The 19,046-nt window shown below is 61.9% G+C and carries 25 protein-coding genes; 23 read left to right on the top strand and 2 right to left on the bottom strand.

Annotated elements, in window-relative coordinates; all coding sequences use genetic code 11:
- Positions 1 to 14: 14 nt before the first annotated feature.
- Together rpoC and NKL06_RS27485 are read left to right on the top strand one after the other, a co-directional pair.
- Positions 15 to 4,211, top strand: coding sequence for a DNA-directed RNA polymerase subunit beta' (gene rpoC / locus NKL06_RS27490; RefSeq protein WP_023667434.1), 4,197 nt, complete (start codon positions 15 to 17; stop codon positions 4,209 to 4,211).
- 79 nt (positions 4,212 to 4,290) lie between these two features.
- Positions 4,291 to 4,956: an O-methyltransferase gene (locus NKL06_RS27485; RefSeq protein ID WP_023694878.1), complete on the top strand. Its 666-nt coding sequence runs from the start codon at positions 4,291 to 4,293 to the stop codon at positions 4,954 to 4,956.
- A 46-nt stretch (positions 4,957 to 5,002) separates the two neighbouring features.
- On the opposite strand, the gene NKL06_RS27480 is transcribed toward NKL06_RS27485, so the two are convergent.
- Together NKL06_RS27480 and NKL06_RS27475 are read right to left on the bottom strand one after the other, a co-directional pair.
- On the bottom strand, positions 5,003 to 5,938 hold the full coding sequence (locus NKL06_RS27480; RefSeq protein ID WP_023694877.1) for a Gfo/Idh/MocA family protein: 936 nt from the start codon (positions 5,936 to 5,938) through the stop codon (positions 5,003 to 5,005).
- Between the two features lie 105 nt (positions 5,939 to 6,043).
- Positions 6,044 to 6,325, bottom strand: a complete 282-nt coding sequence (locus tag NKL06_RS27475; RefSeq protein ID WP_023694876.1) for a hypothetical protein — start codon at positions 6,323 to 6,325, stop codon at positions 6,044 to 6,046.
- Between the two features lie 495 nt (positions 6,326 to 6,820).
- Between NKL06_RS27475 and rpsL the strand changes: the two genes are divergently transcribed.
- From rpsL to rplF, 21 genes are all read left to right on the top strand, one after another.
- Complete coding sequence (rpsL, locus tag NKL06_RS27470; RefSeq protein ID WP_006333356.1) at positions 6,821 to 7,192, top strand: 30S ribosomal protein S12; 372 nt, start codon at positions 6,821 to 6,823, stop codon at positions 7,190 to 7,192.
- Positions 7,193 to 7,268: 76 nt separating this feature from the next.
- Positions 7,269 to 7,739, top strand: a complete 471-nt coding sequence (gene rpsG / locus NKL06_RS27465) for a 30S ribosomal protein S7 (RefSeq protein ID WP_008875664.1) — start codon at positions 7,269 to 7,271, stop codon at positions 7,737 to 7,739.
- A 30-nt stretch (positions 7,740 to 7,769) separates the two neighbouring features.
- Positions 7,770 to 9,860 carry an elongation factor G gene (gene fusA / locus NKL06_RS27460; RefSeq protein ID WP_023667430.1) on the top strand — a complete coding sequence of 697 codons (2,091 nt, stop codon included), beginning with the start codon at positions 7,770 to 7,772 and terminating at the stop codon, positions 9,858 to 9,860.
- A gap of 65 nt (positions 9,861 to 9,925) precedes the next feature.
- On the top strand, positions 9,926 to 11,101 hold the full coding sequence (gene tuf, locus NKL06_RS27455; protein ID WP_023723394.1) for an elongation factor Tu: 1,176 nt from the start codon (positions 9,926 to 9,928) through the stop codon (positions 11,099 to 11,101).
- Positions 11,102 to 11,170: 69 nt separating this feature from the next.
- Complete coding sequence (gene rpsJ / locus NKL06_RS27450; RefSeq protein WP_010909272.1) at positions 11,171 to 11,479, top strand: 30S ribosomal protein S10; 309 nt, start codon at positions 11,171 to 11,173, stop codon at positions 11,477 to 11,479.
- A 61-nt stretch (positions 11,480 to 11,540) separates the two neighbouring features.
- A complete protein-coding gene (gene rplC, locus NKL06_RS27445) occupies positions 11,541 to 12,269 on the top strand; it encodes a 50S ribosomal protein L3 (protein WP_023691244.1) in 729 nt (242 codons plus the stop codon).
- On the top strand, positions 12,269 to 12,889 hold the full coding sequence (gene rplD, locus NKL06_RS27440; protein WP_023672750.1) for a 50S ribosomal protein L4: 621 nt from the start codon (positions 12,269 to 12,271) through the stop codon (positions 12,887 to 12,889). Before rplC ends, rplD begins: the two co-directional genes overlap by 1 nt.
- Complete coding sequence (locus NKL06_RS27435; protein ID WP_023672751.1) at positions 12,886 to 13,179, top strand: 50S ribosomal protein L23; 294 nt, start codon at positions 12,886 to 12,888, stop codon at positions 13,177 to 13,179. Before rplD ends, NKL06_RS27435 begins: the two co-directional genes overlap by 4 nt.
- 22 nt (positions 13,180 to 13,201) lie before the next feature.
- Positions 13,202 to 14,035, top strand: coding sequence for a 50S ribosomal protein L2 (gene rplB / locus NKL06_RS27430; RefSeq protein ID WP_023706515.1), 834 nt, complete (start codon positions 13,202 to 13,204; stop codon positions 14,033 to 14,035).
- Between the two features lie 16 nt (positions 14,036 to 14,051).
- Entirely contained in the window at positions 14,052 to 14,330 is a 279-nt protein-coding gene (rpsS, locus tag NKL06_RS27425) for a 30S ribosomal protein S19 (protein WP_006205463.1), read from the top strand.
- Between the two features lie 2 nt (positions 14,331 to 14,332).
- Positions 14,333 to 14,722, top strand: a complete 390-nt coding sequence (gene rplV, locus NKL06_RS27420) for a 50S ribosomal protein L22 (protein ID WP_006205462.1) — start codon at positions 14,333 to 14,335, stop codon at positions 14,720 to 14,722.
- A complete protein-coding gene (rpsC, locus tag NKL06_RS27415) occupies positions 14,722 to 15,447 on the top strand; it encodes a 30S ribosomal protein S3 (protein ID WP_023672753.1) in 726 nt (241 codons plus the stop codon). The genes rplV and rpsC overlap by 1 nt, the downstream gene beginning before the upstream one ends.
- 26 nt (positions 15,448 to 15,473) lie before the next feature.
- Positions 15,474 to 15,887, top strand: a complete 414-nt coding sequence (gene rplP / locus NKL06_RS27410) for a 50S ribosomal protein L16 (RefSeq protein ID WP_006205460.1) — start codon at positions 15,474 to 15,476, stop codon at positions 15,885 to 15,887.
- A 13-nt stretch (positions 15,888 to 15,900) separates the two neighbouring features.
- Positions 15,901 to 16,101: a 50S ribosomal protein L29 gene (rpmC, locus tag NKL06_RS27405; protein ID WP_006205459.1), complete on the top strand. Its 201-nt coding sequence runs from the start codon at positions 15,901 to 15,903 to the stop codon at positions 16,099 to 16,101.
- Positions 16,102 to 16,112: 11 nt separating this feature from the next.
- Entirely contained in the window at positions 16,113 to 16,352 is a 240-nt protein-coding gene (gene rpsQ, locus NKL06_RS27400) for a 30S ribosomal protein S17 (RefSeq protein WP_010909280.1), read from the top strand.
- A 72-nt stretch (positions 16,353 to 16,424) separates the two neighbouring features.
- A complete protein-coding gene (gene rplN / locus NKL06_RS27395; protein ID WP_006205457.1) occupies positions 16,425 to 16,793 on the top strand; it encodes a 50S ribosomal protein L14 in 369 nt (122 codons plus the stop codon).
- A gap of 12 nt (positions 16,794 to 16,805) precedes the next feature.
- On the top strand, positions 16,806 to 17,120 hold the full coding sequence (rplX, locus tag NKL06_RS27390) for a 50S ribosomal protein L24 (protein ID WP_023691245.1): 315 nt from the start codon (positions 16,806 to 16,808) through the stop codon (positions 17,118 to 17,120).
- Positions 17,113 to 17,712, top strand: a complete 600-nt coding sequence (gene rplE / locus NKL06_RS27385) for a 50S ribosomal protein L5 (RefSeq protein ID WP_023672755.1) — start codon at positions 17,113 to 17,115, stop codon at positions 17,710 to 17,712. The genes rplX and rplE overlap by 8 nt, the downstream gene beginning before the upstream one ends.
- A gap of 27 nt (positions 17,713 to 17,739) precedes the next feature.
- A complete protein-coding gene (gene rpsN / locus NKL06_RS27380; RefSeq protein ID WP_010909282.1) occupies positions 17,740 to 18,045 on the top strand; it encodes a 30S ribosomal protein S14 in 306 nt (101 codons plus the stop codon).
- 12 nt (positions 18,046 to 18,057) lie between these two features.
- On the top strand, positions 18,058 to 18,456 hold the full coding sequence (rpsH, locus tag NKL06_RS27375) for a 30S ribosomal protein S8 (RefSeq protein ID WP_006205453.1): 399 nt from the start codon (positions 18,058 to 18,060) through the stop codon (positions 18,454 to 18,456).
- Positions 18,457 to 18,497: 41 nt separating this feature from the next.
- Positions 18,498 to 19,031 carry a 50S ribosomal protein L6 gene (gene rplF / locus NKL06_RS27370; RefSeq protein ID WP_023691246.1) on the top strand — a complete coding sequence of 178 codons (534 nt, stop codon included), beginning with the start codon at positions 18,498 to 18,500 and terminating at the stop codon, positions 19,029 to 19,031.
- The last annotated feature ends 15 nt before the right edge of the window (positions 19,032 to 19,046 follow it).

Genomic DNA, 19,046 nt, shown 5'->3' with positions numbered 1-19,046 from the left:
AAAAGGAGAACGGCATGAACCAAGAGGTCATGAATCTCTTCAATCCGCAGGCGCCGGCGCAGGTGTTCGATTCCATCCGGATATCGCTCGCCAGCCCTGAGAAGATTCTGTCCTGGTCGTTCGGCGAGATCAAGAAGCCGGAGACCATCAACTACCGCACCTTCAAGCCGGAGCGTGACGGTCTGTTCTGCGCGCGCATTTTTGGCCCGATCAAGGACTATGAATGCCTGTGCGGCAAGTACAAGCGCATGAAGTACAAGGGCGTCATCTGCGAAAAGTGCGGCGTCGAAGTCACGCTGTCGCGCGTTCGCCGCGAACGCATGGGCCACATCGAGCTGGCGGCACCTGTCGCTCACATCTGGTTCCTGAAGTCGCTGCCGTCGCGCATCGGCACACTGCTCGACATGACGCTGAAGGACATCGAGCGCGTCCTCTACTTCGAGAACTACATCGTCACCGAGCCTGGCCTCACCGCGCTGAAGGAGCACCAGCTGCTCAGCGAGGAAGAGTACATGATCGCCGTCGACGAGTATGGCGAGGATTCGTTCACCGCCATGATCGGCGCCGAGGCCATTCATGACCTTCTGGCCGGCATGGACCTGGAGAAGATCGCCGGCGACCTGCGTTCGGAACTGGCTTCGACCACGTCCGAGCTGAAGCAGAAGAAGTATCTGAAGCGGCTCAAGGTCGTCGAGAACTTCATGGAGTCCGGCAACCGTCCGGAATGGATGATCATGAAGGTGGTTCCGGTGATCCCGCCGGACCTGCGCCCGCTGGTTCCTCTGGATGGCGGCCGTTTCGCGACGTCCGACCTGAACGATCTCTATCGCCGCGTCATCAACCGCAACAACCGCCTGAAGCGGCTGATCGAGCTGCGCGCGCCCGGCATCATCGTGCGCAATGAAAAGCGCATGCTGCAGGAAGCCGTCGATGCGCTGTTCGACAACGGCCGTCGCGGCCGCGTCATCACCGGCGCCAACAAGCGTCCGCTGAAGTCGCTGTCCGACATGTTGAAGGGCAAGCAGGGCCGGTTCCGCCAGAACCTGCTCGGCAAGCGCGTCGACTATTCGGGCCGTTCGGTCATCGTCACCGGTCCGGAGCTCAAGCTGCACCAGTGCGGCCTGCCGAAGAAGATGGCGCTCGAACTGTTCAAGCCGTTCATCTACGCCCGCCTCGACGCCAAGGGGTTCTCCTCGACCGTCAAGCAGGCCAAGAAGCTGGTCGAGAAGGAGCGTCCGGAAGTCTGGGATATCCTCGACGAGGTCATCCGCGAGCATCCGGTGCTCTTGAACCGTGCACCGACGCTGCACCGCCTCGGCATCCAGGCGTTCGAGCCGATCCTGATCGAAGGCAAGGCGATCCAGCTGCATCCGCTGGTCTGCACGGCCTTCAACGCCGACTTCGACGGCGACCAGATGGCCGTTCACGTGCCGCTCTCGTTGGAAGCGCAGCTTGAAGCCCGCGTGCTGATGATGTCGACCAACAACATCCTGCACCCGGCTTCCGGCGCGCCGATCATCGTGCCTTCGCAGGACATGGTCCTGGGTCTCTACTATCTCTCGATCGTCAATCAGAACGAGCCGGGCGAAGGCATGGTGTTTGCCGACATGGGCGAACTCCAGCACGCGCTCGAGACCAAGGCGGTGACGCTGCACTCCAAGATCAAGGGTCGTTTCCGCACGGTCGACGCCGAAGGCAAGGTCGTGTCGAAAATCTACGACACCACGCCTGGCCGCATGATCATCGGCGAGCTGCTGCCGAAGAACGTCAATGTGCCTTACGAGACGGCCAACCAGGAGATGACCAAGAAGAACATCTCCAAGATGATCGACACCGTCTACCGCCACTGCGGTCAGAAGGAGACGGTCATTTTCTGCGACCGCATCATGGCCCTCGGCTTCAGCCACGCCTGCCGCGCCGGCATTTCGTTCGGCAAGGACGACATGCTGATCCCGGACGCCAAGATCAAGCTGGTTTCCGACACCGAGGCTTTGGCCAAGGAATACGAGCAGCAGTACAATGACGGCCTGATCACGCAGGGCGAGAAGTACAACAAGGTCGTCGACGCCTGGGCGAAGTGCTCGGAAAAGGTCGCCGACGAGATGATGGCCCGCATCAAGGCCGTCGAGTTCGAGGACAGTGGCCGTCAAAAGCCGATGAACTCGATCTACATGATGTCGCATTCGGGTGCGCGTGGTTCGCCCACCCAGATGCGTCAGCTCGCCGGCATGCGCGGCCTGATGGCAAAGCCCTCGGGTGAAATCATCGAGACGCCGATCATCTCGAACTTCAAGGAAGGCCTGACCGTGCTCGAGTACTTCAACTCGACCCACGGCGCCCGCAAGGGTCTGGCCGACACCGCCTTGAAGACGGCGAACTCGGGTTACCTCACCCGTCGTCTGGTCGACGTGGCGCAGGACTGCATCGTCAACTCCGTGGATTGCGGCACCGACAAGGGCCTCACCATGCAGCCGATCGTCGATGCCGGTCAGGTCGTCGCTTCGGTCGGCCAGCGCGTGCTGGGCCGCACCTCGCTCGACGACATCACGCACCCGGTTTCGGGTGAGGTTCTTGTCAAGGCCGGAACCCTGATGGACGAGCGTGACGTGGAAAAGATCGAAAAGGCCGGCGTGCAGTCGGTCCGCATTCGCTCGGCACTGACCTGCGAGGTCAGGATTGGCGTGTGCGCGGTCTGCTACGGACGCGATCTTGCCCGCGGCACTCCGGTCAACCAGGGCGAAGCCGTCGGCGTCATCGCGGCGCAGTCGATCGGCGAGCCGGGCACCCAGCTCACCATGCGTACCTTCCACATGGGCGGTACGGCGCAGGTGGTGGACAGCTCGTTCCTTGAAGCCTCGTATGAGGGCAAGGTCGAGATCCGCAACCGCAACGTGGTGCGCAACTCGGACGGCCAGCAGATGGTCATGGGCCGCAACATGGCGGTGCTGATCCTCGACGAAGCCGGCAAGGAGCGTGCCTCGCATCGCCTTACCTATGGTTCGCGCATCTTCGTGGACGATGGCGACAAGGTGAAGCGGGGCCAGCGTATCGCCGAATGGGATCCCTATACCCGCCCTGTCCTTACCGAAATCGAGGGCAAGGTGTCGTACGAGGATCTGGTCGACGGCATTTCCGTTCAGGAAACGGCCGACGAATCGACCGGCATCACCAAGCGCGAGGTCATCGACTGGCGCTCGACGCCACGCGGCAACGACCTCAAGCCGGCGATCGCCATCCTTGACCCCAAGGGCAAGGTCGGCAAGCTGTCGAAGGGCGGCGACGCCCGCTTCCTGCTCTCGGTAGAGGCCATTCTTTCGGTCGAGCCGGGTTCGCAGGTTCGTCCCGGCGACGTTTTGGCGCGTATCCCAATGGAAAGCGCCAAGACCAAGGACATCACCGGCGGTCTGCCGCGTGTTGCCGAACTGTTCGAGGCACGTCGTCCGAAGGATCACGCCATCATCGCCGAGATCGATGGCACGATCCGCTTCGGCCGCGACTACAAGAACAAGCGCCGCATCATCATCGAGCCGCATGACTCGACGCTTGAGCCGGTCGAATACCTGATCCCGAAGGGCAAGCCGTTCCATCTCCAGGACGGCGACGTCATCGAGAAGGGCGACTACATCCTCGACGGCAATCCGGCGCCGCACGACATCCTGGCGATCAAGGGCGTGGAAGCACTTGCTTCCTACCTCGTGAACGAAATCCAGGAAGTCTACCGTCTGCAGGGCGTGTCGATCAATGACAAGCACATCGAGGTGATCGTTCGCCAGATGCTGCAGAAGGTCGAGATCACGGTGCAGGGCGACTCGACCTACATTCCGGGCGACCACGTCGACGTGATCGAACTGGAAGAGGTCAACGAGCGCCTGGTCGAGGACGGCAAGAAGCCGGCCGAAGGCCAGCCGGTGCTGCTGGGCATCACCAAGGCCTCGCTGCAGACGCCGTCCTTCATCTCGGCCGCCTCCTTCCAGGAGACGACCAGGGTGCTGACCGAAGCTGCGGTTGCCGGCAAGACCGACATGCTGCAGGGCCTGAAGGAAAACGTCATCGTCGGCCGGCTGATCCCGGCCGGTACCGGCGGCACGATGAGCCAGATCCGGCGCATCGCCACCTCGCGCGACGAACTGATCATCGACGAGCGCCGCAAGGCCTCCGGTGTCGAGGTCGCCGAGCCGATGCTGACCGACATGGTCAACGCCGCGCAGTAAGCGCGGCAGGACGAGAAGAAGGAAGGGGGCCCCAGTGGCCCCTTTTCGCGTTTTGACCCCTAATCGAATCGAGGAAAACATGAGCAAGAAGGTTTGGACTGACGTCGACGACTACATCGTTTCCTCTCTCTTCGAGGTGGATCCCGTCCTTGACGCGGTGCTTGCGGCCAACCGCGACCAGGGCCTGCCGGCCATCGACGTATCGCCGGCGCAGGGCAAGCTGCTGTCGCTGCTGGTCCGCATCAGCGGCGCCAGGAAGGTGCTGGAGATCGGCACGCTTGGCGGCTACTCGACCATCTGGATGGCAAGGGGATTGCCCGTCGGCGGCAAGATCGTGACGCTCGAACTCGAGCCGCATCATGCAAAAGTCGCGCACTCGAATCTCGAGCGGGGAGGGGTGTCGGACAAGGTCGAGCTCAGGATCGGCCCCGCGCTTCAGTCGCTTGAGACGCTGGCTGCCGAAAATGCCGGTCCGTTCGATCTGATCTTCATCGACGCCGACAAGCCGAACAACCCGAATTATCTGTCATGGGCCATGCGCCTGTCGCGGCCGGGGACGGTCATCATCTGCGACAACGTCATCCGCGACGGCACCGTGCTCAACGACGATGGCCGTGATGCCTATGTCGAAGGCGCACGCGGTGCGTTTTCCTTCATCGGCGGCGACAAGCGCCTGGACGGCACCGCCATCCAGACCGTCGGCGCCAAAGGCTATGACGGGTTTGCGATTGCGATCGTCGAGTAAGGCTGCATGGTGAGTGTCCGGACTGCGGTCCGGCAGAACTCATCGTTCAATCGAAGAACGCTCCCACCACATTGCGCTTGCCGAGCATGAAGGCGTCGGCCACGTGCTGCAGGGGTGCCAAATCGACATCGGAGACGCCGGCGCGTACGATTTCAGCGAAGCGCCGGTAAAGCTGGGGATATTCGGCCTCCGGCTCGTCGTGAACCACCTTGCCGTCGATGGCGAGCTTGGTGCCGCCGCCGGACAGCACCATCTTGCCCTTGTCCGTGTCGGCCAGGATGTCCCAGCTCTGTGGTCCCGTCTGCAGCCAGTCGAGCTCCATGGTCACCGGCAACCCATCCGAGGTACGGAAGGTCACGTGGGCCGCCACAGGCGAGGCGCGGTTTTCCGGGAAGTCGAGGACGGCCGAGGTGATGAACATCGCCGGCAGGATGTGGGTTGCGATCGACAGTGCGTTTATGCCGGGATCGAAGACGCCGAAACCGCCCGGCGCCCAGATCCAATCCTGGTTCGGATGCCAGCGGCGGACATCTTCCTTCCAGACGATAGCAGCCGAGTTGACCTTGGCCGCCGCTAGGAAGGCGCGCGCGGCCTCCACTGCCGGCGCGTAGCGCGAATGCCAGCTGGCGAACAATGAAACGCCATTGGCTGCCGCCAGCTGCTTCAGGTCCTCGACCTCACTGACCGTGGCGCCCGGCGGCTTCTCCAGGAAAACATGCTTCTTCGCCATCAGCGCGGTGCGTGCCGCGTCGTAGCGGAACTGCGGCGGCATGCACAGCGACACGGCCTCGAGTTCCGGCACCGCGTCGAGCATCGCCTCGATGGTCGGAAAATTCGGGATGCCGTCCACCTTGCCGTGCCGGCTGGCGGCGGCGATGAGGCGGTAGTCCGCATCCTTGGCCACTGCCGGCAGATGCTGGTCGCGCACGATCTTGCCGACGCCGACGATGCCGAGCTTGATGGGACCATTGTTCGAGGGCATGGGAACTCCGCGGATTCGAATTTGGCTTGTTAAGTCGCTTGGTTCTTAGCAGAGAACCGGTGCCGGGCAAGCCGGCGCGGTACAGGCGCAAGCAGCCTGTGACGCTCAGAGCGGCACGTCAAACGTGACGATCGACACCTCACCTTCGAGGGCACCCTGAAAGGCTGACAGATGCGGCTCCTCGTCGGGTTCGCCGTCCATATCGCCGATCTGGTCGAGCTCGACTTCGGCATAGCCTTCGGCCGCAAGCGATTCGAGCACCCGGCGCACGGCCGAATCGTCGTCGGGCGCAACCAGCATCACATGGACGCCTTCCGGCTTGCCGCCCTTCTTTTTCCAGACCCGGCCGGTGACGATGGTGACCGGGCGTTCCTCATTGTCGTTCACGGGCTGATTCCTCTTGAGACGGGGGCGGGCGAGGGGTTTTGGGCTGTCCATGGCGCCTTTTGCCATGAAGAACCCGCGCATGACAGCCAAAAGCCGGTCACTTTCTTGTCTGCCCCGGTCACTTTCTTCCTCTGCCTTGCAAAACGAAGAAAGAAAATTACATGCGTTTTTCGCATGGCTGCCAAGCCGTCGTCAGCGCGCAATATTTGGCGTGCCGGGGTTGACGGTTCACGGTCTTGCGAGTAGAAGCCGCCCAGTCAGAACCGATGTGAGGCTCTCCCTTCCGAAGCGACACGCTTTGGAGTTTGCCTCAAACAGGGTTCGTTTTACGAGCGAAAAGACATTTCCGGCGCGCATGAAGCGGTTCCCGCTTCCTCTGCATTTTGTTCGGGCAGGACCGCGAGGCGCGGTTTATGGCCCGAATTTGCGTATGGAATTGGCGCTTTGAGCGGCCCTGACCGGGCGAGACACGGAATTGAGAGACAAGAGGGTTTAATGCCTACCGTCAACCAGCTGATCCGCAAGCCGCGCATTGCGCCGGTGAAGCGCAACAAGGTCCCGGCCATGCAGCAGAACCCGCAGAAGCGGGGCGTCTGCACGCGCGTCTATACAACGACGCCGAAGAAGCCGAACTCGGCACTGCGCAAGGTGGCCAAGATCCGCCTGACCAACGGCTTTGAAGTGATCGGCTACATCCCCGGCGAAGGCCACAACCTTCAGGAACACTCCGTGGTCATGATCCGCGGCGGCCGCGTCAAGGATCTTCCGGGCGTGCGCTACCACATCATCCGCGGCGTGCTCGACACGCAGGGCGTGAAGAACCGCAAGCAGCGCCGTTCGAAGTACGGCGCCAAGCGTCCGAAGTAAGGGGCGTCCGAAGTAAGATTTTCCGGCCCTGGCGCTGCTTGAATGCGTCGGGCTACGAGATTGAGAGACAAAAGCCATGTCGCGTCGTCACAGTGCAGAAAAGCGTGAGATCAATCCGGACCCGAAGTTCGGCGATCTGATCGTCACCAAGTTCATGAACGCCGTCATGTATGACGGCAAGAAGTCGGTTGCCGAGACCATCGTCTACGGTGCGCTCGACCAGGTTCAGTCGAAGACCAAGCAGGAGCCGGTCACCGTCTTCCATCAGGCGCTCGACAATGTCGCGCCGCATGTGGAAGTCCGGTCGCGCCGCGTCGGCGGCGCTACCTACCAGGTTCCGGTCGATGTGCGCCCCGAGCGCCGCCAGGCCCTGGCGATCCGCTGGCTGATTGCAGCTGCGCGCAACCGCAACGAGACCACCATGGTCGACCGCCTCTCCGGCGAGTTGATGGACGCGGCCAACAACCGCGGCACCGCCGTGAAGAAGCGTGAAGACACCCACAAGATGGCAGAAGCCAACCGCGCTTTCGCGCACTACCGCTGGTAAAGCGCGAACGAGACTGAGAAGGCATCCACGATGGCCCGCGAATACAAAATCGAAGACTACCGCAATTTCGGTATCATGGCGCATATTGACGCCGGCAAGACGACGACCACCGAGCGCGTCCTCTATTACACGGGCAAGTCGCACAAGATCGGCGAAGTCCACGACGGCGCTGCCACCATGGATTGGATGGAGCAGGAGCAGGAGCGCGGCATCACCATCACGTCCGCCGCCACCACGACCTTCTGGAAGGGTCGCAGCGGCAAGATGTACCGCTTCAACATCATCGACACTCCCGGGCACGTCGACTTCACCATCGAGGTCGAGCGTTCGCTGCGCGTGCTCGACGGCGCCATTGCGCTGCTCGATGCCAATGCCGGTGTCGAGCCGCAGACGGAAACCGTCTGGCGCCAGGCCGACAAGTATAAAGTTCCGCGGATGATCTTCTGCAACAAGATGGACAAGATCGGCGCCGACTTCTACCGCTCGGTCGAGATGATCGGCTCGCGTCTTGGTGCGCATGCCGTCGTCATGCAACTGCCGATCGGCGCTGAGACCGAGTTCAAGGGTGTCGTCGATCTCGTCGAGATGAACGCGCTGGTCTGGCGCGACGAGACGCTGGGCGCTGCCTGGGACGTCGTCGAGATCCCGGCCGACCTTCAGGCCCGGGCCGAAGAATACCGCGAGAAGATGATCGAAGCCGCCGTCGAAATGGACGAGACGGCCCTCGAGAATTACCTCGAAGGCAAGATGCCGTCGAATGACGAGATCCGCGCCCTGATCCGCAAGGGCACCATCGCGGTCAAGTTCTACCCGATGTTCTGTGGCTCGGCCTTCAAGAACAAGGGCGTGCAGCCGCTGCTCGACGCCGTCGTCGAATATCTGCCGTCGCCGGCCGATGTTCCCGCCATCAAGGGCGTCGACGCCAAGACCGACGCCGAGATCGAGCGTCATGCCGACGACAACGAGCCGCTGTCGATGCTGGCCTTCAAGATCATGAACGACCCGTTCGTCGGTTCGCTGACCTTTGCCCGCATCTATTCGGGCAAGCTGACCAAGGGCATCTCGGTCGATAACACCGTCAAGGGCAAGAAAGAGCGCATCGGCCGCATGCTGCAGATGCATGCGAATTCGCGCGCCGACGTCGAAGAAGCCTTTGCCGGCGACATCGTCGCTCTGGCTGGCCTCAAGGACACGACCACCGGCGACACGCTCAGCGATCCGCTGCACCCGGTCATCCTCGAGCGCATGGAATTCCCCGATCCGGTCATCCAGATCGCCATCGAGCCGAAGACCAAGAACGACCAGGAAAAGATGGGCCTGGCCCTTCACCGCCTGGCCGCCGAGGATCCGTCCTTCCGCGTCAAGACCGACGAGGAAAGCGGCCAGACCATCATTTCGGGCATGGGCGAGCTTCACCTCGACATCATCGTCGACCGCATGCGCCGCGAGTTCAAGGTCGAGGCCAATGTCGGCGCGCCGCAGGTGGCTTACCGCGAGACGATCACCCGCAGGCACGAGCAGGACTACACCCACAAGAAGCAGACCGGCGGTACCGGTCAGTTCGCCCGCGTCAAGATCGTGTTCGAACCGAACCCGGAAAGCTCGGAGTTCGAGTTCGAGACCAAGATTGTCGGCGGTGCGGTTCCCAAGGAATACATCCCGGGTGTCGAAAAGGGCATCAACAGCGTCATGTCGTCGGGTCCGTTCGCGGGCTTCCCGATGATCGGCGTCAAGGCGACGCTTATCGACGGCGCTTACCACGATGTGGACTCCAGCGTTCTGGCCTTCGAAATCGCCGGCCGCGCCTGCTTCCGTGAAGCCGCACCCAAGCTTGGCGTGCAGCTGCTCGAGCCGATCATGAAGGTCGAAGTCGTGACGCCGGAAGACTATGTAGGCAGCGTCATCGGCGACCTGAACGGCCGTCGCGGCCAGATCCAGGGCCAGGAAGCGCGTGGCGTGGCTGTCGTCATCAACGCGATGGTGCCGCTGGCCAACATGTTCAAGTACGTCGACAACCTGCGCTCGATGAGCCAGGGCCGCGCGGCCTACACGATGCAGTTCGATCACTATGAGCCTGTGCCGACCGCGGTCGCCCAGGAAGTCCAGAAGAAATACGCGTAACCTGAACGGGTTGCATCGGTAACTTAATTCAAGGCCCGTACGGGCGAGCAGATTGGAGACATCACATGGCAAAAGGTAAATTCGAGCGTAACAAGCCTCATGTGAACATTGGCACGATTGGCCACGTCGATCATGGCAAGACGTCGCTGACGGCGGCGATCACGAAGTATTTTGGCGAGTACAAGCGCTACGACCAGATCGATGCGGCGCCCGAAGAGAAGGCCCGCGGCATCACGATTTCGACGGCGCACGTCGAATACGAGACGGCTGCGCGCCACTACGCCCATGTCGACTGCCCCGGCCACGCCGACTATGTGAAGAACATGATCACCGGCGCCGCGCAGATGGACGGCGCGATCCTGGTCGTGTCGGCCGCCGACGGCCCGATGCCGCAGACCCGCGAGCACATCCTGCTTGCCCGTCAGGTCGGCGTGCCGTCGATCGTGGTGTTCCTGAACAAGGTCGACCAGGTCGACGACGCCGAGCTGCTCGAACTGGTCGAGCTCGAGGTTCGCGAGCTTCTGTCGAAGAACGAGTTCCCCGGCGACGACATTCCGATCGTCAAGGGTTCGGCTCTGGCTGCTCTGGAAGATTCCAACAAGACCATCGGCGAAGACGCGATCCGCGAGTTGATGGCTGCGGTCGATGCCTACATCCCGACGCCGGTTCGTCCGCTGGACAAGCCGTTCCTGATGCCGATTGAAGACGTGTTCTCGATCTCGGGCCGTGGCACGGTCGTGACCGGCCGCGTCGAGCGCGGCATCGTCAAGGTCGGCGAGGAACTGGAAATCATCGGCATCCGTCCGACGACCAAGACGACCTGCACGGGCGTCGAGATGTTCCGCAAGCTGCTCGATCAGGGCCAGGCCGGCGACAACATCGGCGCGCTGCTGCGCGGCGTTGATCGTGAAGGTGTCGAGCGCGGCCAGGTTCTGGCTAAACCCGGTACGGTGAAGCCGCACAAGAAGTTCGTGGCCGAAGCCTACATCCTGACCAAGGACGAAGGTGGCCGTCACACGCCGTTCTTCACCAACTACCGTCCGCAGTTCTACTTCCGCACGACCGACGTGACCGGCATCGTGTCGCTGCCGGAAGGCACGGAAATGGTTATGCCCGGCGACAACATCACGGTCGATGTCGAGCTGATCGTGCCGATCGCCATGGAAGAGAAGCTGCGCTTCGCCATCCGTGAAGGCGGCCGCACCGTCGGTGCCGGCATCGTCGTCACCATCAAAGAGTAATTTGGACTTAAACCGATCTGTCGCGGGCGCAGGATTTGCCCGCGCCGCGCCAGAACAAGGAAGTGACGCATGAACGGACAGAATATCCGCATCCGCCTGAAGGCGTTTGATCACCGCGTGCTCGACGCCTCGACGAAAGAAATCGTGTCGACGGCCAAGCGCACCGGAGCAAACGTCCGCGGCCCCATTCCGCTGCCGACGCGGATCGAAAAGTTCACGGTCAACCGGTCGCCTCACGTCGACAAGAAGAGCCGCGAGCAGTTCGAGATGCGCACGCACAAGCGTCTGCTCGACATCGTCGATCCGACCCCGCAGACGGTCGATGCTTTGATGAAGCTCGATCTGGCCGCCGGTGTCGACGTCGAGATCAAGCTCTAAGGGAATGAGAGCGCGGTAAGGGGCGGTGCCCCTGGCCCGGAACTCTAAAGGAATTGAACCGATGCGTTCAGGTGTGATTGCAAAGAAGGTGGGAATGACCCGCATCTATAATGATGCCGGGGAACATGTTCCCGTCACCGTTCTCCAGATGGAGAACTGCCAGGTCGTGGCTCAGCGCACGCAGGAGAAGAACGGCTATACGGCCGTCCAGCTCGGCGTTGGCCTTGCCAAGGTAAAGAACACGTCGAAGGCGATGCGCGGCCATTTCGCGACCGCTTCCGTCGAGCCGAAGGCGAAGGTCGCCGAGTTCCGCGTCTCCGCCGACAACATGATCGATGTCGGCGCCGAGATCACCGTCGAGCACTTCGTCGCCGGCCAGAAGGTCGATGTGACGGGCACGACGATCGGCAAGGGTTTCCAGGGCGTCATCAAGCGCCACCACATGGGTGGTGGCCGCGCGACGCACGGTAACTCGGTTTCGCACCGTACGCACGGTTCGACCGGCCAGCGTCAGGATCCGGGCAAAGTGTTCAAGGGCAAGCATATGGCTGGCCACATGGGCGACACCCGCGTCACCACACAGAATGTCGAGATCGTTTCGACCGACGCCGATCGCGGCCTGATCCTGATCCGCGGTGCGGTTCCCGGATCGAAGGGCGCCTGGATCCTGGTCCGCGATGCGGCCAAGGTGGCACTGCCGGCCAATGCGCCGAAGCCTGCCGCGATCCGCCCGGTTGCTGCAGCGAGCGCTGCCACGAACGAGGCTCCGGCCGCAGAGGGAGCAGAATAATGGATCTCAAGATCACAACGCTCGGCGGCAAGGACGCCGGCAAGGTGAAACTCTCCGAGGAGATTTTCGGCCTTGATCCGCGCGAGGACATCCTGCAGCGCGTCGTGCGCTGGCAGCTGGCCAAGCGCCAGCAGGGCACGCACAAGGCCAAGGGCCGCGCCGAAATCGCGCGCACCGGCGCCAAGATGTACAAGCAGAAGGGTACGGGCCGCGCCCGTCACCATTCGGCACGCGCTCCGCAGTTCCGCGGCGGCGGCAAGGCCCACGGCCCGGTCGTTCGCAGCCACGAGCACGATCTGCCGAAGAAGGTGCGCGCTCTGGGTTTGCGGCATGCTCTCTCGGCCAAGGCCAAGAGCGCGTCGATCATCATCATCGACGAGTTGAAGCTGACCGAGGCCAAGACGAAGGCGCTGATCGCGAATTTCGCGACGCTGGGCCTGACCAACGCCTTGGTGATCGGCGGTGCCGAGCTTGACCAGAACTTCAAGCTGGCGGCGACCAACATCCCGAACATCGACGTGCTGCCCATCCAGGGCATCAACGTTTACGACATTCTGCGCCGCGGCACGCTGGTCCTTTCGAAGGCCGCCGTCGAGGCTCTCGAGGAGCGCTTTAAATGACCGACCTCCGTCATTACGACGTGATCGTCTCGCCGGCGATCACCGAAAAGTCGACCATGGCTTCCGAGAACAACCAGGTTGTTTTCAACGTCGCCAAGAAGGCGTCGAAGCCGGAAATCAAGGCCGCTGTCGAAGCGCTGTTTGGCGTCAAGGTTACGGCCGTGAACACGCTTGTCCGCAAGGGCAAGATCAAGCGCTTCCGCGGCACGATCGGCCGCCAGAGCGACGTCAAGAAGGCGATCGTGACGCTGGCCGACGGCCAGTCGATCGACGTCGCGACGGGTCTCTGAGCTAGGCCGCGAGGACAGGACAATGGCACTTAAAAAATTCAACCCGGTAACGCCGAGCACCCGCCAGCTGGTCATCGTCGACCGCTCGGGCCTCTACAAGGGCAAGCCCGTCAAGGGCCTGACCGAAGGCCTGACGAAGTCGGGCGGCCGCAACAATCACGGCCGCATCACGGCCCGCTTCATCGGCGGCGGTCACAAGCGTTCGTACCGCATCATCGACTTCAAGCGCCGCAAGTTCGACGTCGTCGGCACGGTCGAGCGCATTGAATACGATCCGAACCGCACCGCCTTCATCGCGCTGATCAAGTATGACGATGGCGAGCTGTCCTACATCATCGCTCCGCAGCGCCTTGCCGCCGGCGACAAGATCGTGGCCGGTGAATCGGTCGACGTGAAGCCGGGCAATGCGATGCCGCTGGCCTCGATGCCGGTCGGCACGATCGTCCATAACATCGAGCTGAAGCCGGGCAAGGGCGCCCAGGTTGCTCGCTCGGCAGGTGGCTACGGCCAGCTGGTCGGTCGCGATCAGGGCATGGCGATCCTGCGCCTCAACTCGGGCGAGCAGCGTGTCGTTCACGGCTCCTGCATGGCCACCGTCGGCGCCGTGTCGAACCCCGACCACGGAAACATCAACGACGGCAAGGCCGGCCGCACGGTCTGGCGCGGCAAGCGCCCGCACAATCGCGGCGTGACCATGAACCCGGTCGACCATCCGCATGGCGGTGGTGAAGGCCGCACCTCCGGTGGCCGTCATCCGGTCAGCCCGTGGGGAAAGCCGACCAAGGGCAAGAAGACGCGGTCCAACAAGGCGACCGACAAGTTCATCCTGCGCTCGCGCCATCAGCGCAAGAGCTAAGAAGAGGTAACGCCAAGTGACTCGTTCTATTTGGAAAGGCCCCTTCATCGACGGCTACCTTCTCAAGAAGGTGGACAAGGTTCGTGAAGGTGGTCGCAATGAGGTGATCAAGATGTGGAGCCGTCGCTCCACCATCCTGCCGCAGTTCGTCGGCTTCACCTTCGGTGTCTACAACGGCCAGAAGCATGTTCCCGTCTCGGTGAACGAGGACATGGTCGGTCACAAGTTCGGTGAATTCGCTCCGACCCGGACCTATTACGGTCACGGCGCGGATAAGAAGGCGAAGAGGAAATAATCATGGGCAAGGCCAAAGCTCCGCGCAGGCTTGCTGACAACGAAGCGCGCGCCGTTCTGCGCACGATCCGTATCAGCCCGCAGAAGCTGAACCTGGTTGCCGCGCTGATCCGCGGCAAGAAGGTCGCGACAGCGCTTTCCGATCTCGAATTCTCGGCCAAGCGGATTTCCGGCACGGTCAAGAAGACGCTGGAATCGGCGATCGCCAACGCGGAAAACAACCACGACCTCGACGTCGATGCACTGATCGTGGCGGAAGCCTATGTCGGCAAGTCGATCGTCATGAAGCGGTTCCATGCTCGTGGCCGCGGTCGCGCCAGCCGTATCGAAAAGCCGTTCTCGCACCTCACGATCGTCGTTCGTGAAGTCGAAGAAAAAGGGGAGGCCGCATAATGGGCCAGAAAGTCAATCCGATCGGTCTGCGCCTCGGCATCAACCGCACCTGGGATTCGCGCTGGTTCGCGAACACCGGCGAGTACGGCAAACTGCTGCATGAGGACATCAAGATCCGCAAATATCTTGAAAAGGAACTGAAGCAGGCTGCGATTTCGAAGGTCGTGATCGAGCGCCCGCACAAGAAGTGCCGCGTCACCATCCATGCGGCGCGCCCGGGCCTGATCATCGGCAAGAAGGGCGCCGACATCGAAAAGCTTCGCAAGAAGCTGATGGAGATGACGAAGTCCGAGACGCACTTGAACATCGTTGAAGTGCGCAAGCCGGAAATCGACGCGACCCTGGTCGCCCAGTCGATCGCCCAGCAGCTCGAGCGTCGTATCGCGTTCCGCCGCGCCATGAAGCGCGCCGTTCAGTCGGCGATGCGCCTGGGCGCCGAAGGCATCCGCATCAACTGCGCCGGCCGTCTCGGCGGCGCCGAGATTGCGCGCATGGAATGGTACCGAGAAGGCCGCGTGCCGCTGCATACGCTGCGCGCCGATGTCGACTACGGCACGGCCGAAGCGCATACGGCTTACGGCATCTGCGGCGTCAAGGTCTGGGTGTTCAAGGGCGAAATCCTCGAGCACGATCCGATGGCTTCGGAGCGTCGCGCGACCGAGGGTGATGCTGCGCATGGCGGTGGTGGCGATCGCGAACGCGGTCGTCGTCGCGAAAACGCCTGATTATTTAGGAATTTGGAGTTAGAACGATGCTGCAGCCAAAGCGCACAAAGTTCCGCAAGCAGTTCAAGGGCCGTATCCATGGTACCGCAAAGGGCGGCACCAACCTGGATTTTGGTGGTTTCGGGCTGAAGGCGCTTGAGCCGAACCGCGTCACCGCGCGTGAGATCGAGGCGGCCCGCCGCGCGATCACTCGTGAGATGAAGCGTGCCGGCCGCGTGTGGATCCGTATTTTCCCTGATGTGCCGGTGACGTCGAAGCCGACCGAAGTGCGCATGGGCAAGGGCAAGGGCGCTGTCGATTACTGGGCGGCGCGCGTCAAGCCGGGCCGCATCATGTTCGAGATCGACGGCGTCAACGAAGAAACCGCCCGTGAGGCGCTGCGTCTCGGCGCGGCCAAGCTCTCGGTCAGGACGCGCTTCGTACAGCGCATCGCAGAATAAGGACGGGCTGATCATGAAAGCCGAAGACATCCGGACGAAGACCCAGGACCAGCTGACCGACGATCTGGCCAGCCTGAAGAAGGAGCAGTTCAACCTGCGCTTCCAGAAGGCCACCGGCCAGCTCGAGAAGACCGCGCGCGTGCGGCAGGTTCGCAAGGACATTGCGCGTATCAAGACCATCGCTGCGGAAAAGTCCGCGGCCAAGAAGGCTTAAGGACGAAAATCATGCCAAAGCGCATTCTGCAGGGCACTGTCGTCAGCGACAAGAACGAGAAGACGGTAGTCGTCAAGGTCGAACGGCGCTTCACGCATCCCGTGATGAAGAAGACCGTGCGCATGACCAAGAAGTACAAGGCGCACGACGAGAACAACGCCCACAAGGTCGGCGATCAGGTGTTCATCCAGGAATCGAAGCCGATTTCCAAGGACAAGCGCTGGATCGTCGTGTCTTCGGACCAGGCGTAACAAACCGAATTTTGGACAGACCGGGGAGGGGCTTTGAGCCCGTCCCGTTAGAAGAGAAGAAGGCGGCCAGTCATGATTCAGATGCAAACAAACCTCGACGTCGCGGATAATTCCGGCGCCCGTCGTGTCATGTGCATCAAGGTGCTGGGCGGCTCGAAGCGGAAATACGCTTCCGTAGGCGACATCATCGTGGTGTCGATCAAGGAAGCCATTCCGCGCGGCCGCGTTAAGAAGGGCGATGTGATGAAGGCGGTCGTGGTTCGCACGGCCAAGGACATCCGCCGCCCGGACGGCAGCGTGATCCGTTTCGACAAGAACGCGGCCGTTCTCGTCGACAACAAGAAAGAGCCGATCGGCACGCGTATCTTCGGACCGGTTCCGCGCGAACTCCGCGCCAAGAACCACATGAAGATCATCTCGCTCGCGCCTGAAGTGCTGTAAGGAGCCGGACCAATGCAAAAGATTAGAAAAGGCGACAAGGTCGTCGTGCTGGCCGGCAAGGACAAGGGCCGTTCGGGCGAAGTCCTCTCGGTTCAGCCGAAGGAAGACACCGCGCTGGTGCGCGGCGTCAACATGATCCGTCGTCACCAGAAGCAGTCCCAGTCCCAAGAGGGCGGGATCATCACCAAGGAAGCGCCGATCCAGCTGTCGAACATCGCGCTCGCCGACCCCAAGGATGGCAGGCCGACCCGCGTCGGCTTCATCTTCCAGAAGGACGGCAAGAAGGTGCGCGTCGCCAAGCGCTCGGGAGAAGTCATCAATGGCTAAGGCTCAAACCACGAAGCCCAAGGCTGAAAGCAAACAGTCCAAGGCCCAGAACACGCCGCGCCTCAAGCAGGTCTACAACGAGACCATCCGCAAGGCGCTGCAGGAGCAGTTCGGCTACGAGAACGAGATGCAGGTTCCGCGCATCGACAAGATCGTGCTGAACATGGGCGTCGGCGAAGCGACCGCGGATTCGAAGAAGCCTTCGATCGCGGCCGAAGACCTGGCGATGATCGCCGGCCAGAAGGCCGTCGTCACCCGCGCCCGTAATTCGATCGCCGGCTTCAAGGTCCGCGAGAAGATGCCGATCGGCGCCAAGGTCACGCTGCGCAAGGAACGCATGTACGAGTTCCTCGACCGTCTCGTGAACATCGCACTGCCGCGCGTCCGCGACTTTCGCGGACTGAATCCGAAGAGCTTCGATGGCCGTGGCAACTACGCCATGGGCATCAAGGAACACATCGTGTTCCCGGAGATCAACTACGACAAGGTTGATCAGATCTGGGGCATGGACGTCATCGTTTGTACGACTGCGAAGACGGACGACGAAGCCAGGGCATTGCTCAAGGCCTTCAACTTCCCCTTCCGCCAGTAACGGCAGCGAGAAAAGGAAAAATCTGAAATGGCAAAGACCAGCTCAGTCGAGAAGAACAACAGGCGCCGCAAGCTTGCCGACCAGTACGGTCCCAAGCGCGCAGCGCTCAAGGCGATCATCATGGACCAGTCCAAGCCGATGGAAGAGCGTTTCCGCGCTCAGCTGAAGCTTGCTGCCCTGCCGCGCAACTCGGCCAAGATCCGCATCCGCAACCGCTGCGAAGTTACCGGCCGTCCGCGCGCCTATTATCGCAAGCTCAAAGTATCGCGCATCGCGCTTCGTGATCTCGGCAATAACGGCCAGATCCCGGGCCTGGTCAAGTCGAGCTGGTAAGGAGGACATAACATGTCATTGAGCGATCCTCTCGGCGATATGCTGACCCGCATCCGCAACGCGTATGGCCGTAAGAAGTCGAGCGTTTCGACGCCGGCGTCGCGCCTGCGTACCCGCGTCCTCGACGTGCTGAAGGCTGAAGGCTATATCCGCGACTACAGCCAGACCGACTTCGACAACGGCAAGTCCGAAATCGAAATCGAGCTGAAGTATTTCGACGGTGCTCCGGTCGTGCGCGAAATCGCCCGCGTCTCGAAGCCTGGCCGCCGCGTTTACGTTTCGGCCAAGTCGATCCCGCACGTCGCCAACGGCCTCGGCATCGCCATCCTTTCGACGCCGAAGGGCGTGATGGCCGATCACGAAGCACGCGAACAGAATGTCGGCGGCGAAATCCTCTGCCAGATTTTCTAATTCGGCAGACCTGAAACAAGAGAAGTGACGAGGACAACCAAATGTCTCGTATTGGAAAGAAACCCGTTTCGCTGCCGCAGGGCGTGACCGCGACCGTCAACGGCCAGACCGTGACGGCGAAGGGCCCCAAGGGCGAGCTGAAGTTCGTGGTGAACGACGAAGTGCTGGTCAAGATGGAAGGCAGCGAAATCGCTGTCCAGCCGCGCGACCAGACCAAGACCGCCCGCTCCAAGTGGGGCATGTCGCGCACGCAGATCGTCAACATCCTGCAGGGCGTCAAGGACGGTTTCGAGAAGAAGCTCGAGATCACCGGCGTCGGCTATCGCGCGGCACTCCAGGGCAAGAACCTGCAGCTGGCACTTGGCTTCAGCCATGATGTCGTCTACCAGACGCCGGCTGGCATCACGATCACTGTGCCGAAGCCGACGGAAATCACCGTGACCGGCATCGACAAGCAGCAGGTCGGCCAGGTTGCCGCCGAGATTCGCGAGTATCGCGGTCCCGAGCCCTACAAGGGCAAGGGTGTCCGCTATGCCGGCGAGAAGATCGTCCGCAAGGAAGGCAAGAAGAAGTAGTAGGCCTGGCCCCGA

It is taken from the genome of Mesorhizobium sp. C268A (genome assembly GCF_040324475.1).
In the GTDB taxonomy this organism is placed as follows: Bacteria; Pseudomonadota; Alphaproteobacteria; order Rhizobiales; family Rhizobiaceae; genus Mesorhizobium.
This window is presented reverse-complemented; position numbering and strand designations above follow the sequence as displayed.